11 protein-coding genes are annotated in these 14,080 nt (G+C 65.3%); 2 read left to right on the top strand and 9 right to left on the bottom strand.

Annotated features, from left to right (window positions below; genetic code table 11):
- The first annotated feature begins 65 nt into the window (after positions 1-65).
- Positions 66-3,251 carry an efflux RND transporter permease subunit gene (locus tag RMO95_RS21080; RefSeq protein ID WP_310452652.1) on the top strand — a complete coding sequence of 1,062 codons (3,186 nt, stop codon included), beginning with the start codon at positions 66-68 and terminating at the stop codon, positions 3,249-3,251.
- Positions 3,252-3,369: 118 nt separating this feature from the next.
- Complete coding sequence (locus RMO95_RS21075) at positions 3,370-3,597, top strand: DUF2892 domain-containing protein (protein ID WP_310452651.1); 228 nt, start codon at positions 3,370-3,372, stop codon at positions 3,595-3,597.
- Here RMO95_RS21075 and trpC read toward each other — a convergent pair.
- From trpC to RMO95_RS21030, 9 genes are all read right to left on the bottom strand, one after another.
- A complete protein-coding gene (trpC, locus tag RMO95_RS21070) occupies positions 3,594-4,394 on the bottom strand; it encodes an indole-3-glycerol phosphate synthase TrpC (protein ID WP_310452650.1) in 801 nt (266 codons plus the stop codon). The two genes, RMO95_RS21075 and trpC, sit on opposite strands and share 4 nt — an antisense overlap.
- Positions 4,394-5,419 (bottom strand): anthranilate phosphoribosyltransferase, encoded by a 1,026-nt coding sequence (gene trpD, locus RMO95_RS21065; RefSeq protein WP_310452649.1) that lies wholly within the window; start codon positions 5,417-5,419, stop codon positions 4,394-4,396. Before trpD ends, trpC begins: the two co-directional genes overlap by 1 nt.
- A 2-nt stretch (positions 5,420-5,421) precedes the next feature.
- A complete protein-coding gene (locus RMO95_RS21060) occupies positions 5,422-5,988 on the bottom strand; it encodes an aminodeoxychorismate/anthranilate synthase component II (protein ID WP_310452648.1) in 567 nt (188 codons plus the stop codon).
- An 88-nt stretch (positions 5,989-6,076) separates the two neighbouring features.
- Positions 6,077-7,564, bottom strand: a complete 1,488-nt coding sequence (gene trpE, locus RMO95_RS21055; RefSeq protein ID WP_310452647.1) for an anthranilate synthase component I — start codon at positions 7,562-7,564, stop codon at positions 6,077-6,079.
- 198 nt (positions 7,565-7,762) lie between these two features.
- Positions 7,763-8,449 carry a phosphoglycolate phosphatase gene (locus RMO95_RS21050; RefSeq protein ID WP_310452646.1) on the bottom strand — a complete coding sequence of 229 codons (687 nt, stop codon included), beginning with the start codon at positions 8,447-8,449 and terminating at the stop codon, positions 7,763-7,765.
- A 94-nt stretch (positions 8,450-8,543) separates the two neighbouring features.
- A complete protein-coding gene (locus RMO95_RS21045; protein WP_310452645.1) occupies positions 8,544-9,608 on the bottom strand; it encodes a diguanylate cyclase in 1,065 nt (354 codons plus the stop codon).
- A gap of 259 nt (positions 9,609-9,867) precedes the next feature.
- A complete protein-coding gene (locus RMO95_RS21040) occupies positions 9,868-10,740 on the bottom strand; it encodes a 3-keto-5-aminohexanoate cleavage protein (RefSeq protein WP_310452644.1) in 873 nt (290 codons plus the stop codon).
- Positions 10,701-12,797: a biotin carboxylase N-terminal domain-containing protein gene (locus RMO95_RS21035; protein WP_310452643.1), complete on the bottom strand. Its 2,097-nt coding sequence runs from the start codon at positions 12,795-12,797 to the stop codon at positions 10,701-10,703. Before RMO95_RS21035 ends, RMO95_RS21040 begins: the two co-directional genes overlap by 40 nt.
- On the bottom strand, positions 12,794-13,942 hold the full coding sequence (locus tag RMO95_RS21030; protein ID WP_310452642.1) for an acyl-CoA dehydrogenase family protein: 1,149 nt from the start codon (positions 13,940-13,942) through the stop codon (positions 12,794-12,796). Before RMO95_RS21030 ends, RMO95_RS21035 begins: the two co-directional genes overlap by 4 nt.
- Positions 13,943-14,080 lie beyond the last annotated feature (138 nt).

Here is a 14,080-nt window from a genome sequence, read left to right as displayed (position 1 = left end):
CTGACTCCCTGCTGCCTCCGCATCCTTGCGCCGGTATTTTTTCGGTAGTTTCAGATGAGGTCATAGTGGGGATATCGGGTCGCATTGCGGAATACTTTCTCAGGAATTCGCTGACGCCGCTGGTCGCATTGATCGCGCTGCTGCTGGGCATCGGCGCGACCTTGATCACGCCGCGCGAGGAAGAACCGCAGATCAACGTCACCATGGCGAATGTCTTCGTGCCCTTCCCGGGCGCGTCGGCGCGCGATGTCGAGGCGCTGGTGGCGCGCCCGGCCGAGCAGGTGCTGTCGCGCATCGCCGGCATCGAGCACGTCTATTCCGTCTCGCGCCCCGGCATGGCCGTGATCACGGTGCAGTACGAGGTCGGCGAGGACCCGATCCAGGCGCTGGTTCGCCTCTATGACACGATCAATTCGCACCGCGACTGGCTCTCGCCCAACTTGGGCGTCATGGAGCCGATCGTCAAGCCCAAGGGCATCGATGACGTGCCCATCGTCACGCTGACCTTCCACAGTTCCGATCCCGCGAAGTCGGCCTTCGAGATGCAGCAGGTGGCGCGCGCCGCCGAGATCGACTTGAAGCGCATCGCCGGCACGCGCGATGTCGCCACCATCGGCGGTCCCGGCCATGTCATCCGCGTCGTCATGGACGCCGACCGGATGAACGCGCACGGCATCACCGCGCAGGACCTGAAGGCCGCCTTGCAGGTGTCGAACGCCTCGCAGCCGGGCGGCGCGCTGGTTGCCGGCAACCGCGAGATCCTGGTGCAGACCGGCACCTACATAGAGTCCGCGGCCGACGTGAAGCGCCTGGTGGTAGGCGTCTTCGAGAAGAAGCCGGTGTATCTGGCCGACGTCGCCCAGGTCGTCGACGGCGCCGACCAGCCGTCGCGCTATGTCTGGCACGGCGACCGCAAGGCAGAGTTTCCGGCGGTGACCTTGTCGGTGTCGAAGAAGCCCGGCGTCAATGCCGCCGATGTCGCCGAAGCCGTGATCGCTCGCGCCGAGGCGCTCAAGGGCACGGTGATCCCCGAAGGAGTCCAATTCACGGTCACGCGCAACTATGGCGCGACGGCGACCGACAAGGCGCAGAAGTTGATCGGCAAGCTGGTCTTCGCCACGGCCTTCGTCGTGCTGCTGGTGTTGTTCGCGCTGGGCCGGCGCGAGGCGGTGATCGTCGGCACCGCGGTGACCCTGACTCTCGCGGCAACGCTGTTCGCTTCCTGGGCCTGGGGCTTCACGCTGAATCGCGTCTCGCTGTTCGCGCTGATCTTCTCCATCGGCATCCTGGTCGACGACGCGATCGTGGTGGTCGAGAACATCCATCGCTGGCATTTGCTGGAGCCGGACAAGCCGCTGTGGCAGATCATCCCGCCCGCCGTCGATGAAGTCGGCGGGCCGACCATACTCGCTACCTTCACCGTGATCGCAGCCCTGCTGCCGATGGCTTTCGTCACCGGCTTGATGGGCCCCTACATGAGCCCGATCCCGATCAATGCCTCGATGGGCATGTTCATTTCGCTGGCGATCGCCTTCGTCATCACCCCTTGGCTGGCGCTCAAGATGATGAAGCCGGCCGGCCACGGCGGCGGTGCACACGCCGATCCGCTGACGGGCAAGCTCGACCGCTTCTTCCGCCGCCTGATGACGCCGCTGCTCGATCCGCGTACCGGCAGGGCCGCGCGGCGCAAGCTGTGGATCGGCATCCTGGTCGCGATCCTGGCCTCGGTCAGCCTCGGCTTGTTCAAGCTCGTGGTGCTGAAAATGCTGCCCTTCGACAACAAGAGCGAGTTCCAGATCGTGCTCGACATGCCGGTCGGCACCCCGCTCGAGGAAACGGCGAAAGTGCTGCGCGAAATCTCCGCCGAGATCGCGCAAGTTCCGGAAGTCGCCGACTACCAGGCCTATGCCGGCACCGCCAGCCCGATCAACTTCAACGGCCTGGTGCGCCAGTACTACCTGCGCAGCGCGCCGGAAATGGGCGACATCCAGGTCAATCTCGTCGACAAGAAGCACCGCGATCGGCAGAGCCATGAGATCGCCGTGTCGGTGCGCGATCGCGTGGTGGCTGTGGCGAAAAAGCATGGCGGCAATGTCAAGGTGGTCGAAGTGCCGCCCGGCCCGCCCGTGATGTCGCCGATCGTCGCCGAAATCTATGGTCCGGATTACGCCGGTCAGATTGCGGTGGCCAAGCAGGTGCGCGCCGCATTCGAAAGCACGGCAGACATCATCGGCGTCGACGATACCGTCGACGAGGACGCCGACAAGCTGGTGCTGCGCGTGTCCCAGGCCAAGGCGGCGCTGCTCGGCGTGGCGCAGAAGGACATCGTCGAGGTGGTGCGCATGGGCCTCTCCGGCGAGGATGTGACGCCCGTGCATGACGGCGACGCGAAATACGAAATACCGGTGCGCATCGTGCTGCCGGCCGAGCGCCAGAACAGCATCGACCAGTTGCTCAAGCTCAAGCTGCGCGGCCGCGACGGCACCCTGGTGCCCGTCTCGGAAGTGGTCGAGGTCAAGCGCACGCTGCGCGAGAAGGTCATTTATCACAAGGATTTGTTGCCGGTCGTCTTCGTCACCGGCGACATGGGCGGCAAGCTCGATTCGCCGCTCTACGGCATGTTCGACATCCGCAACAAGCTGGCCGGGATTGCATTGCCGCAGGGCGGCACGCTGGGCGAATACTTCTTCAAGCAGCCCAAGGATCCCTACGCGCAATACTCGCTGAAATGGGACGGCGAATGGCAAGTGACCTTCGAGACTTTCCGCGACATGGGCGCCGCTTATGCGGTCGGCCTGATCCTGATCTACCTGCTGGTCGTGGCGCAGTTCAAGTCCTACCTGGTGCCGCTGGTCATCATGGCGCCGATTCCGCTCACCATCATCGGCGTGATGCCCGGCCACGCGCTGTTCGGCGCCCAATACACGGCCACGTCGATGATCGGCATGATCGCGCTGGCCGGCATTATCGTGCGCAACTCGATCCTGCTGGTCGACTTCATCAATGAACAGGTCGCCGACGGCATGGACTTCGCCGAAGCCGTGATCCAGGCTGCGGCGATCCGCGCCAAGCCGATCGTGCTGACCGGGCTGGCGGCCATGCTCGGCGCCTTGTTCATCGTCGACGACCCGATCTTTGCCGGCCTCGCGCTGTCGCTGATTTTCGGCATCTTCGTCTCCACCCTGCTGACGTTGGTGGTGATCCCGGTGCTGTACTACGCCGCGATGAAAAATCGAATTGGAGTCCCGTAGGAGCGAGCTTGCTCGCGAAACACCCGCGCATCGCCAGCAAGCTGGCTCCTACAGCAGCCAAACGCAATATCGAATCCAGCCGGCCTGAACCTCAAACCCCCATCAAGGAGCACTACAAATGACCGTCAATCAAATCGTCCGCATCGTCGCCGGCTTTTTCATCATGGCTTCGCTCGCGGCCGCGTATGCCACAGGCCAGGTCGACATGAGCCAGTTGTCCTGGCTATGGTTCACCGCCTTCGTCGGCGCCAACCTGTTCCAGAGCGGCTTCACCAAATTCTGTCCGCTGGATTCGATCCTGAAGAAGCTGGGCGTGCCGGAATCGACCGGCAACAGCTGCGCCTAAGCGAAAAGTCTGGCGAGTTCCGCGCCCGGCGAGGGAGCGCGCATGAAGGCCTCGCCGACGAGGAAGGCATGCACGCCATGGCTGCGCATCAACGCGACGTCGGTCGGGGCGAGGATGCCTGATTCGGTCACCACGATGCGCCCGGCGGGAATGCGGCCGAGTTGAGACAGCGTGGTGTCGAGGCTGACTTCGAAAGTGCGCAGGTTGCGGTTGTTGATGCCGATCAGCGGCGTCGTCAGTTGCAGCGCGATGTCCAGCTCGGCGGCGTCGTGGCATTCGACCAGCACGCCCATGCCCAAGGCCTGGGCAATGGCTTCCATCTCCTGCATCTGCGACAGCGACAGTGCGGCGACGATCAGCAGGATCGCGTCGGCGCCCATGGCGCGGGCTTCATAGACCTGGTAGGGATCGACCAGGAAATCCTTGCGCAGTACCGGCAGCGAACAGGCGGCGCGCGCCTCGCGCAGGTAGGCTTCCGAGCCCTGGAAGAAGGGCTGGTCGGTCAGCACTGAGAGGCAGGCGGCGCCGTGCTTTTCGTAATCGGCGGCGATTTCAGCCGGGCGGAAGTCGGGACGGATCACGCCTTTCGAGGGACTGGCCTTCTTGATTTCGGCGATCACCGCCGCGCATTTTGCCGTGTCGCCAGCGCCAACTCTTGCCCTTATCGCGCCGACGAAATCGCGCGCTGCCGGCTGTGCTTCGGCTGCCGCGCGGACGACCGCCAGCGGTTTGGCAGCGGAAGCCGCCGCCACTTCCTCGCGCTTGACGGCGAGGATCTTTCTGAGAATGTCCGACATCAGGCGAACTTCGAGGTGAAGGCGACGAACTCGGCTAGCTTCTTGCGCGCCGCGCCGCTGACGATCGCCTCGCGTGCGCGGGCGATGCCGGCGCCTATCGAGGCTTCCAGGTTGGCGGTGTAGAGCGCGGCACCGGCATTCAGCGTGACGATCTCGCGCGCCGTGCCGGGCTTGTTTTCCAGCGCCTCGATCAGCATGGTTTTCGATTCGGCCGCGTCGGCAACACGCAGGCTGCGGTTGGAGACCATGGCCAGGCCGAAATCCTCCGGATGGATTTCGTATTCGGTGATCTTGCCGTCCTTCAGTTCGCCGACCAGGGTCGCGGCGCCCAGCGATATCTCGTCCATGCCGTCCTTGCCCCAGACCACCATGACGTGATCGGCGCCCAGGCGCTGCATGACGCGCACCTGGATGCCGACCAGGTCGGGATGGAACACGCCCATCAGGGTGTTAGGTGCGTCGGCCGGGTTGGTCAAGGGGCCCAGGATGTTGAAGATGGTGCGCACGCCCATTTCGCGCCGCACCGGGGCGACGTTTTTCATCGCCGGATGATGGTTGGGCGCGAACATGAAGCCGCAGCCTATGGTCTCGATGCATTCGCCGACCTGCTGCGGGCTCAGGGTGATCTTGGCGCCGAGCGCTTCGAGCACGTCGGCCGAGCCGGATTTCGACGACACGCTGCGGTTGCCGTGCTTGGCCACCGTCGCTCCCGCCGCGGCGGCGACGAACATCGAGGCGGTGGAAATGTTGAAAGTGTGCGCGCCGTCGCCGCCGGTGCCGACGATGTCCACGAAGTGCGGGTTGTGCGGCGTGTCGACCTTGGTCGACAGTTCGCGCATGACCATGGCAGCGGCGGAAATCTCGCCGAGGGTTTCCTTCTTCACGCGCAGGCCGGTAAGGATGGCGGCGACCATCAGCGGCGAGATGTCGCCCTTCATGATCTGCCGCATCAGGTGCAGCATTTCGTCGTGGAAGATTTCGCGGTGTTCGATGGTGCGCTGGAGCGCTTCTTGTGGCGTGATCATGATCAGGCTTCCTTCAAGAAATTTTTAAGCAGCTCATGGCCGCATTCGGTCAGTATCGATTCGGGGTGGAATTGCACGCCCTCGACATTCAGTTCGCGGTGGCGCACACCCATAATTTCGCCGTCTTCGGTCCAGGCCGTGATTTCGAGGCACGCCGGCAGCGTGTCGCGGCGGATCGCCAGCGAGTGGTAGCGGGTCACGGTCAGCGGATTGGGCAGGCCGGCGAAGACGCCCTTGCCCTCGTGAAAAACCGCCGAGGTCTTGCCATGCATCAGTTGCTTGGCATGCACGATCTCGCCGCCGAAGGCCGCGCCTATGCTCTGGTGTCCAAGGCAGACGCCGAGTAACGGGATCTTGCCGGCGAATTCCCTGATCGTCGCCACCGAGATGCCGGCTTCGGCCGGCGAGCAGGGACCGGGCGAGATCACGATGCGCGCCGGGTTCATCGCGGCGATTTCCTTCAGCGTGATCGCGTCGTTGCGATAGACGCGCACGTCCTCGCCGAGTTCGCCGAAATACTGCACCAGGTTGTAGGTGAAGCTGTCGTAGTTGTCGATCATCAATAGCATGGCGATGACTCCCGAAGGGCCGTCCCGAGGGAGGCATAGCCCCCTTGGGGGGCAGCGAACATAGTGAGTGTGGGGGCCATATATTTCCCTAGTCGAAACGCGTATCCAGTCCGGCTTCGGCCATCTCGGCGGCGCGCAGTTGCGCCCGCGCCTTGCTCAGCGTTTCCTGCCATTCCGAATCGGGATCGGAGTCGGCGACGATGCCGGCGCCGGCCTGGACATGAATCTGCCCGTCCTTGATCACCGCAGTGCGGATCGCGATGGCCAGGTCCATGTCGCCGTTGAAGCCGAGGTAGCCGACGCTGCCGGCGTAGATGCCGCGCTTCGAGGGTTCCAGTTCGTCGATGATTTCCATCGCCCGCACTTTCGGCGCGCCGGACACCGTGCCGGCCGGGAAGGTGGCCTTGAGCACGCCGGGCGCACCCTCGTCGTCCTTCAGTTCGGCCTCGACATTGGAGACGATGTGCATCACATGCGAGTAGCGTTCGATGATGAACCGGTCGGTGACTTTCACGGTGCCGGTTTTGGCAACGCGGCCGATGTCGTTGCGGCCGAGGTCGAGCAGCATCAGGTGCTCGGCGCGCTCCTTCGGGTCGGCCAGCAGGTCGGCGGCCAGCGCCTCGTCTTCGGCGGCCGTGGCGCCGCGCTTGCGCGTGCCGGCGATCGGCCGCACGGTGACGCGCTTCTGTCCGTCCTGATGTTCGAGCCGCACCAGGATCTCCGGCGAGGCGCCGACGACGTGAAAATCCTCGAAGTTGAAATAGAACATGTAGGGCGAGGGATTCAGCGTGCGCAGCGCGCGGTAGAGCGCCAGCGGACTCGCCGCGAAGGGCTTGCTCATGCGCTGCGAGAGCACCACCTGCATGATGTCGCCATCGACGATGTATTGCTTGGCGCGGCGCACGGCGGCCTTGAATTCCTCTTCGCCGAATTCCGAAACGGCGGGCGCGGATTGCGTCTGCACTTCCGGCGGAATTGCCACCGGCGCGCGTAGCTTCACCAGCAGCTCCCTGAGCCTTGCCTGCGCCTGTTTCCAGGCGCCGGGGAAGCCCGGTTCGGCATACACCACCAGCGAGAGCTTGCCCGAGAGGTTATCGACGATGGCGATTTCCTCGGACAGCAGCAGCAGGATGTCGGGCACGCCGAGCGGATCGGGCAGTTTGTTTTGCGCCAGTTTGGTCTCGATGTAGCGCACCGTGTCGTAGCCGAAGGCGCCCACCAGTCCGCCGCAGAAGCGCGGCAGGCCCGGCAGGTCGGGCACCTTGAAGCGCGCCATGAACTCGGAAATGAAGCTCATCGGGTTGGTGTGGTCGCGCCGCTCGGCGACGCGATTACCGCTGAGCACCATGATGGCGCCGTCGACCACGGCGATGCGAGTGCTGGCGGCCAGGCCGATGAAGGAATAGCGGCCGAAGCGCTCGCCGCCCTGCACCGATTCGAGCAGGTAGGAGTAGGGATCGTTGGCCAGCTTGAGGTAGATCGACAGCGGCGTGTCGAGGTCGGCGAAGGTTTCGAGCGTCACCGGGATGCGGTTATAGCCCTCGGCGGCGAGCCGGTTGAAATCGGATTCGGTCATGGGGAAACTCCACGGATACGGGTGCTGCAAGGACAAAGTGCGCGGATCGAAAACTCCGGCGCGGTGGAAATCAGGCGCTCAAATAGCGCAGGCGAGCCAGGGCCGCCAGGGCCAGGCCTCCGCCCCGAGGGCGTGTTTCCTTGTCATTTGCAGGTTGCGGTGGAGCATGGTGCTTAGGCGATCTTTCGAAAGTTCCCTTTAGGGACGCACAGCGCCAGTGCCGGGAAAGTTGGTGCTGGCGATACGGCGCGCTGCCTCCGCCAGCGACGCGACTATAGCATCGCAGTCGATTCCTTGCACATCCTCGCCCTCGTTGTAGCCGTAAGGCACGAGGAACACCGGACAGCCGGCGGCGCGCGCCGCGGCGGCGTCGTGGCGCGAATCGCCGATGTGCAGGTTCTCGGCGGGCGTGGTGCCCAGGCGCTGGCAGGCGTGCAGCAGTTGCGCGGGATGCGGCTTCTTGTGCGGCAGGCTGTCGCCCGAAACGGCGAAATTGAACCAGATTCCAAGGTTCGTGGCGACCAGCAGCGGTTCGGTGAAGGCGGTGGCCTTGTTGGTGATCACGGCCAGCGGCAGGCCGGCCGCATGGAAGGCCTGCAGGCCTTCGAGCACGCCGGAAAACAGTTGCGAGCGGCGGCCGTTCTCGATTGCGTAGTGGCGGCGGAACACGACCTGCGCTTCGTCGATCGCAGCGCCGTCGAGGTCGGGCAAGCAGCGCGCGACCAGTTTGGGAATGCCGCGACCGATGAAGGCCGCGATGGTGGCCATCGGATACTCCGGCCGGCCCAGTTCGCGCAACATCGCGTTGGCGGCGGCGGCAAGGTCGGGCACGGTGTCGAGCAGAGTGCCATCGAGGTCGATGGTGACGGAGCGTATGCGGTTCATGCCGGCGACGATAGCATGGCTTGCGCCACGGTCCGCAAGCGGTATCGATGCGGGCATTTCGCGGGCTTATCTGGCCGAAGGCTTTGGCCCCGGCTCATGCGCTGATCTCGACGCGGTTGCGCCCCGCGGCCTTTGCCCGGTACAGCGCGGCATCCGCCCGCCTGACCAGCGTGTCGGCATCGTTGGCGTCGCGCGGCGCCTCGGCCAGGCCCACCGAAATTTGCACCGAGAAGGGACGACCGTCGACTTCGAGCGACAGTGCGCCGACCGTGTGCCGAATCTCCTCGGCTCTTGCTTTCGCCGTGTCCAGGGGCATGTTGGGCAGCAGCAGCAGGAACTCTTCGCCGCCGTAGCGGCAGGCGATGTCGCCTGCCCGCAGCGAATCGCTCAAGGTCGCGGCCACGGCGACCAGGACTTTGTCGCCGAACTGGTGGCCGTGGGTGTCGTTGATCTGCTTGAAGTGGTCGATGTCGGCCATCATCGCGCTCAGGGGCGAGCCGTCGCGCAGGCATCGCGCCAGTTCGCGGTCGATGGTGGCGGCAAGATAGCGGCGGTTATAGAGCCCCGTGAGGTGGTCGCGGTCCACCTGCTCCTTGAGCTGGGACTGGAGCAGCCGGATTTCGAACAACTGGGATTGCAGCGCGATTTCGTTTTCACGCAGCTTCTCGCGCACCTGATGCAGCTTGAGCGTGCGGCGGTGGGTGCTTATGCCGTACATCACCAGGTAGGTCAACAAACAGAACATCGACAGGAAGGCCACGGCCAGGCTGCTGTCGGGCAGGAAGCGCAGCCCGGCGAAGGGCAGGGCGACCGCCATGCCCAGGGCATGGGCCGCCGTGACCTTCGCCACGCCCTTGCCGCCTTCGAAGGCGGCCAGGTTGATGCTGACGCTGACAAAGAAGATGAAAGCGATCCAGAGGGGGAAGCCCATGCCCGCCGACCAGATGCCGAAGCAGAACGAATCGAGCAGCATGTTGCCGATCTCGCTCTGCAGCGGATCGCGGGCCAGCCGTGCGCGCCAATATACGAGGTGGGGATAGACCAGGAATTGCAGCACCAGGGCCGCCCAAACCCACGACGGGCCGGCCTGTTGGTAAAGGTGGACGGCCACCACAAGGAACAAAATCACCCACGACGCCGAACGGTTGCGGTAGTTCATCAGAACCGCCCAATGGAGCCGTTCTCGCGGCGGTGTCGTTGCGTTTGGCGTCAAGGTCTTGCTACCAGTAGGGCCGGGAGCCAGTTCAAAAGGGCCTTTCCGGAAAGAGGTCTGCCAGTGGTTCCTCAGTTCATTGGCCTATTTTAAGACCTCAACATCTTCTGGGTAAAGTAAAGACGCTGCCGCCGCCGGAAGGCGGAGGATGGGTTACGGTTCGTGCCGGGACGATCGGGCGCGGCAGGGCCGCGATGGCATCTGCTCAGGCGGCGCGGAGCCCGAGCATGGCGCGCGCGTCGGCCGGGTTGGCGACTTCTCGCCCCGCGTTGCGCGCGCAGGCAGCCAGCGCTTCGATCAGCGCGCCGTTGCCCGCGGCGCGGCTGCCGTCGGGCAGGTAGAAGCTGTCTTCCAGTCCCGTGCGCAACATGCCGCCGAGTTCGGCGACGCGCTGGTGCAGCGGCCATATCTCCTGGCGGCCGATCAGCGTGGCCTGCCAGGGCGAACCCGGTGCCATCCAGCGCAGCAGCAGTTGCAGCAGGTCGGCGTCGACCGGCATGCCCGAGGCCACGCCCATGACGAAGTTGTATTCGGCCTGGTTCGTCATGCCGGCCTTCTGGTACATGGCGACTGAACGCACGATGCCGACGTCGAAGCACTCGAACTCGGGGCGGGTGCCGGTCTCGTGCATCACGTCGAGGAAGGCCTGCACCTTTTCCACCGGATTGTCGAAGACCATCGGCGGCCAGGCCCAGCGGCCGTCCTCGCGCAGCTTCAGGTAGTTCAGCGTGCCGGCGTTGCAGGCGGCGATCTCCGGTTTGACGCGGCGGATGCAGGCCGCGGGGCCGGCGATGTCGGCGCCGATCACGCCGGTGGTCAGGTTGATGATGACGCCGGGGCAGGCGGCGCGGATCGCGTCGACAATCTCGGCCGCGACGTCGGGGTCCCAGGAGGGCAGATGGCCTTTGCCGGGTTCCTGCTGGCGCAGATGCACATGCATGATGGATGCACCCGCGTCATAGGCTTCGCGCGCCGAGGCGGCCATCTGCGCCGGCGTGACCGGCACCGGATGCTGTTTTGGATCGGTCAGTACGCCGGTCAGGGCGCAGGTGAGGATGGCTTTGTCGTGGGTAGGCATGGAAGTTCCTCGATGCTGAGTTCGACCAGTATGGCGCCGGCCTCGACCTGCTGGCCGAGCAGGACGCGGATCGCGGCGACCGTGCCGGCGGCATTCGCCGTCACGCGCATTTCCATTTTCATGGCTTCGATCACGGCCAGGGTCTGGCCGACGCTCACCGTGTCGCCGGCGCCGACTTCCAGTCGGGCGATGGTACCGGCGACGGCGGCACGCGCCGTGAGCGGATCGTGGCGGGTCTTGGTCGCGGGGAAGGGCGAAGCTTCGCGGAAGACGAAGACGGCGGCCTCGCGCGCCAGGTGCAGCGTATCGCCGTCGTGGTGGACGATGGCGTGGCGCGTGATGCCGTCCATGGTGTAGCGCAGCCGGCCATTGTCGTCGATGCGCCATTCAATCGCCGTTACCTGCCCGCGAAGCGGCGTTCCAGGTACGCAAGGCGAGCCAGCGCCAACTCTTACGGGACTTCGATTCGCTCGGTTGTAGTAGGAGCCAGCTTGCTGGCGATGGGCGCTTGTTTCGCGAGCAAGCTCGCTCCTACCTGTGTCATCCGTGGACTCAATGCGCAGCGTGCGCGTTTCGCCACCGCAGGCCAGCGTCAGGCCGAAGCCGGCGACGCTTGCTGCGCGCCAGCCGGGTTGTCCGGCGAACAGCGCTGCGGCAAGCTGCCAGTCGGCCTCGCTCGGCTGCGGGCGCTGCAGGATGTCTTCACCGTCAGTCGCCCATTCGTCGAGCAGCGTCGTGTGCATTTGCGCGGCGCGAAAACTTTCATGGTCGACGAGGTCGCGCAGCAAGCGGCCGTTGGTCGGCAGGCCCAGCAGCGGTGCGTCTTCGAGCGCCGCCATCAGGCGGCGGATCGCGTCGCTGCGGTCGCGGCCGTGAGCGATCACTTTCGCCAGTAGTGGGTCATAGTAAGGCGACACGGCGCCGCCCTCGGCGATGCCGGCGTCGATGCGGATGCCTGTGCGCAATGCGGCCTCGGGCCGGAAATGCAGCACCGGACCGGTCTGCGGGACGAAGCCCGCGTAGGGATCCTCGGCATACAGCCGCACCTCGATGGCATGGCCGCGCCAAACGATTTCATCCTGCTTGAGCGGCAGCGGCTCGCCGGCTGCGACGCGCAGTTGCCATTCGACGAGGTCCAGTCCGGTGATCATTTCGGTGACCGGATGCTCGACCTGCAGCCGCGTATTCATTTCGAGGAAGTAGTGACGCAGTTCCCGGTCGACGATGAACTCGACGGTGCCGGCGCCGCGATAGCCGACGGCCAGCGCGGCGGCCACGGCATCGCGTCCCATGGTTGTGCGCATGGCCGGCGTGACGATGGGCGAGGGCGCTTCCTCGATCACCTTCTGCCGGCGGCGCTGCGTCGTGCAGTCGCGCTCGCCCAGATGCACGGAATTGCCGTGGGCATCGGCGAAGATCTGGATCTCGATGTGCCGGCCCTGTGGGATCAGGCGTTCCAGCATCAGCGTGGCGTCGCCGAAGGCGGCCAGCGCCTCGCGCCGCGCGCCGGCCAGGGCCTCGGGCAGCTCGGCGGCGTTCTGCGCGAGGCGCATGCCGCGCCCGCCGCCGCCGGCGACGGCCTTGACCAGCAGCGGGTAGCCGAGCTTCTGCGCCTCGGTCGCAAGTGTCGCGTCGCTCTGGTCCTCGCCCAGGTAGCCGGGTACCGTCGGCACGCCGGCGGCGGCCATGCGCCGCTTGGCGCCGGCCTTGTCGCCCATCGCGGCGATGGCTGCGGCCGGCGGGCCGATGAAGACTAGTCCCGCTTCGATGCAGGCGCGGGCGAAGCCGGCGTTTTCGCTGAGGAAGCCGTAACCTGGATGGACAGCATCTGCGCCGGTTTTCCGCGCTGCCGCGAGCAGCGCAGCGATGTTCAGGTAGGACTCGGCGGCCGACGCCGGCCCGATGCGCACGGCTTCGTCGGCCATGGCTGCATGCGGCGCCCCGGCATCGGCGTCGGAATACACCGCGACGGTGCGATAGCCCAGCGTGCGCGCCGTGCGCATGATGCGGCAGGCGATCTCGCCGCGATTCGCAACCAGAATCTTGCTGAAGCTCATGGCCGAGGAAGTGTCCCTTCCAGTTTGGCGATGATCCCGAGCATGACCTCGTCGGCACCGCCGCCGATCGACACCAGACGGCCGTCGCGCCAGGCACGCGAAACGGGATTGTCCCAGGTGTAGCCCATGCCGCCCCAGTACTGCAGGCAGGAGTCCGCCACTTCGCGGTCGAGCCGGCCGCACTTGAGCTTGGCCATCGAGGCCAACCGCGTCACGTCCTTGCCGGCCACGTATTCCTCGACGGCGCGGTAGGTCAGGGCGCGCAGCGCCTCGACCTCGGTGCGCAGTTCGGCGAGGCGGAAATGCACCACCTGGTTGTCGAGGATGGATTTGCCGAAAGCCTGGCGTTCGCGCGTGTAGGCGATGGTCTGGTCGATCGTGTTGTCCATCATGCGCAGGCTGCTCGCCGCGCCCCACAGTCGCTCTTCCTGGAACTGCAGCATCTGGTAGGTGAAGCCCATGCCTTCCTGGCCGATGACATTGGCCTGGGGTACGCGCACCTCGTCGAAGAAGATCTGCGCAGTGTCGGAGGCGTCCATGCCGATCTTGATGATCTTCTGCCGGCTGATGCCGGGTGTGTTCATCGGCACCATGATCAGCGACTTGTTCTTGTGCGGCGCGCCTTCCGAGGTGTTGGCCAGCAGGCAGCACCAGTCGGCCTGCATGCCGTTGGTGATCCACATCTTGCTGCCGTTGATTACGTAGTCGCCGCCGTCCTTGCGCGCCGTGGTTTTCAGCGCCGCGACGTCGGAACCGCCGCCGGGTTCGGAGACGCCGATGCAGCCGACCAGGTCGCCGGCGATCGCCGGGACAAGGAACTCCTGCTTCAGCGCTTCGGAGCCGAAGCGCGCCAGCGCCGGTGTGCACATGTCGGTCTGCACGCCGATGGCCATCGGCACGCCGCCGCAGGCGCAATCGCCGAGCGCCTCGGCCATGACCATCGAATACGAGAAATCCAGCTCCTGGCCGCCATACTCGGCCGGATACTTGAGCCCGAGCAAGCCGAGGTCGCCGAGCTTCTTGAACACCTCGTGCGAAGGAAACTGCTCGGCCTCTTCCCACTTGGCGACGTGCGGATTGAGCTGCTCGCGCACGAAGCGGCTGACGGTGTCGGCGAGCTGGCGGTGTTCGGCGGTGAATTGCATGGCTGTTGCTCCTTTCTAGCCCGAAAATTTCCCAAAAAATGCCGCCCTCCCCGTAGGAGCGAGCTTGCTCGCGAAAAGCTTCGGCGGTACGTCGGCCGCATGCTTCGCGAGCAAGCTCGCTCCTACGGGGCTTGGCCA

Origin of the sequence: Sulfuritalea sp., assembly GCF_031426875.1 — a bacterium.
In the GTDB taxonomy this organism is placed as follows: Bacteria; Pseudomonadota; Gammaproteobacteria; order Burkholderiales; family Rhodocyclaceae; genus Sulfuritalea.
Note: the sequence above shows the minus strand (reverse complement) of the source record. Positions and strands in the feature narration are given on the sequence as shown.

Coding starts and splice junctions, on each gene's coding strand:
- RMO95_RS21075 (WP_310452651.1), top strand. CDS start 3,370: ATGACCGTCAATCAAATCGTCCGCATCGTCGCCGGCTTTTTCATCATG.
- trpC (WP_310452650.1), bottom strand. CDS start 4,394: ATGTCGGACATTCTCAGAAAGATCCTCGCCGTCAAGCGCGAGGAAGTG.
- trpD (WP_310452649.1), bottom strand. CDS start 5,419: ATGATCACGCCACAAGAAGCGCTCCAGCGCACCATCGAACACCGCGAA.
- RMO95_RS21060 (WP_310452648.1), bottom strand. CDS start 5,988: ATGCTATTGATGATCGACAACTACGACAGCTTCACCTACAACCTGGTG.
- trpE (WP_310452647.1), bottom strand. CDS start 7,564: ATGACCGAATCCGATTTCAACCGGCTCGCCGCCGAGGGCTATAACCGC.
- RMO95_RS21050 (WP_310452646.1), bottom strand. CDS start 8,449: ATGAACCGCATACGCTCCGTCACCATCGACCTCGATGGCACTCTGCTC.
- RMO95_RS21045 (WP_310452645.1), bottom strand. CDS start 9,608: ATGAACTACCGCAACCGTTCGGCGTCGTGGGTGATTTTGTTCCTTGTG.
- RMO95_RS21040 (WP_310452644.1), bottom strand. CDS start 10,740: ATGCCTACCCACGACAAAGCCATCCTCACCTGCGCCCTGACCGGCGTA.
- RMO95_RS21035 (WP_310452643.1), bottom strand. CDS start 12,797: ATGAGCTTCAGCAAGATTCTGGTTGCGAATCGCGGCGAGATCGCCTGC.
- RMO95_RS21030 (WP_310452642.1), bottom strand. CDS start 13,942: ATGCAATTCACCGCCGAACACCGCCAGCTCGCCGACACCGTCAGCCGC.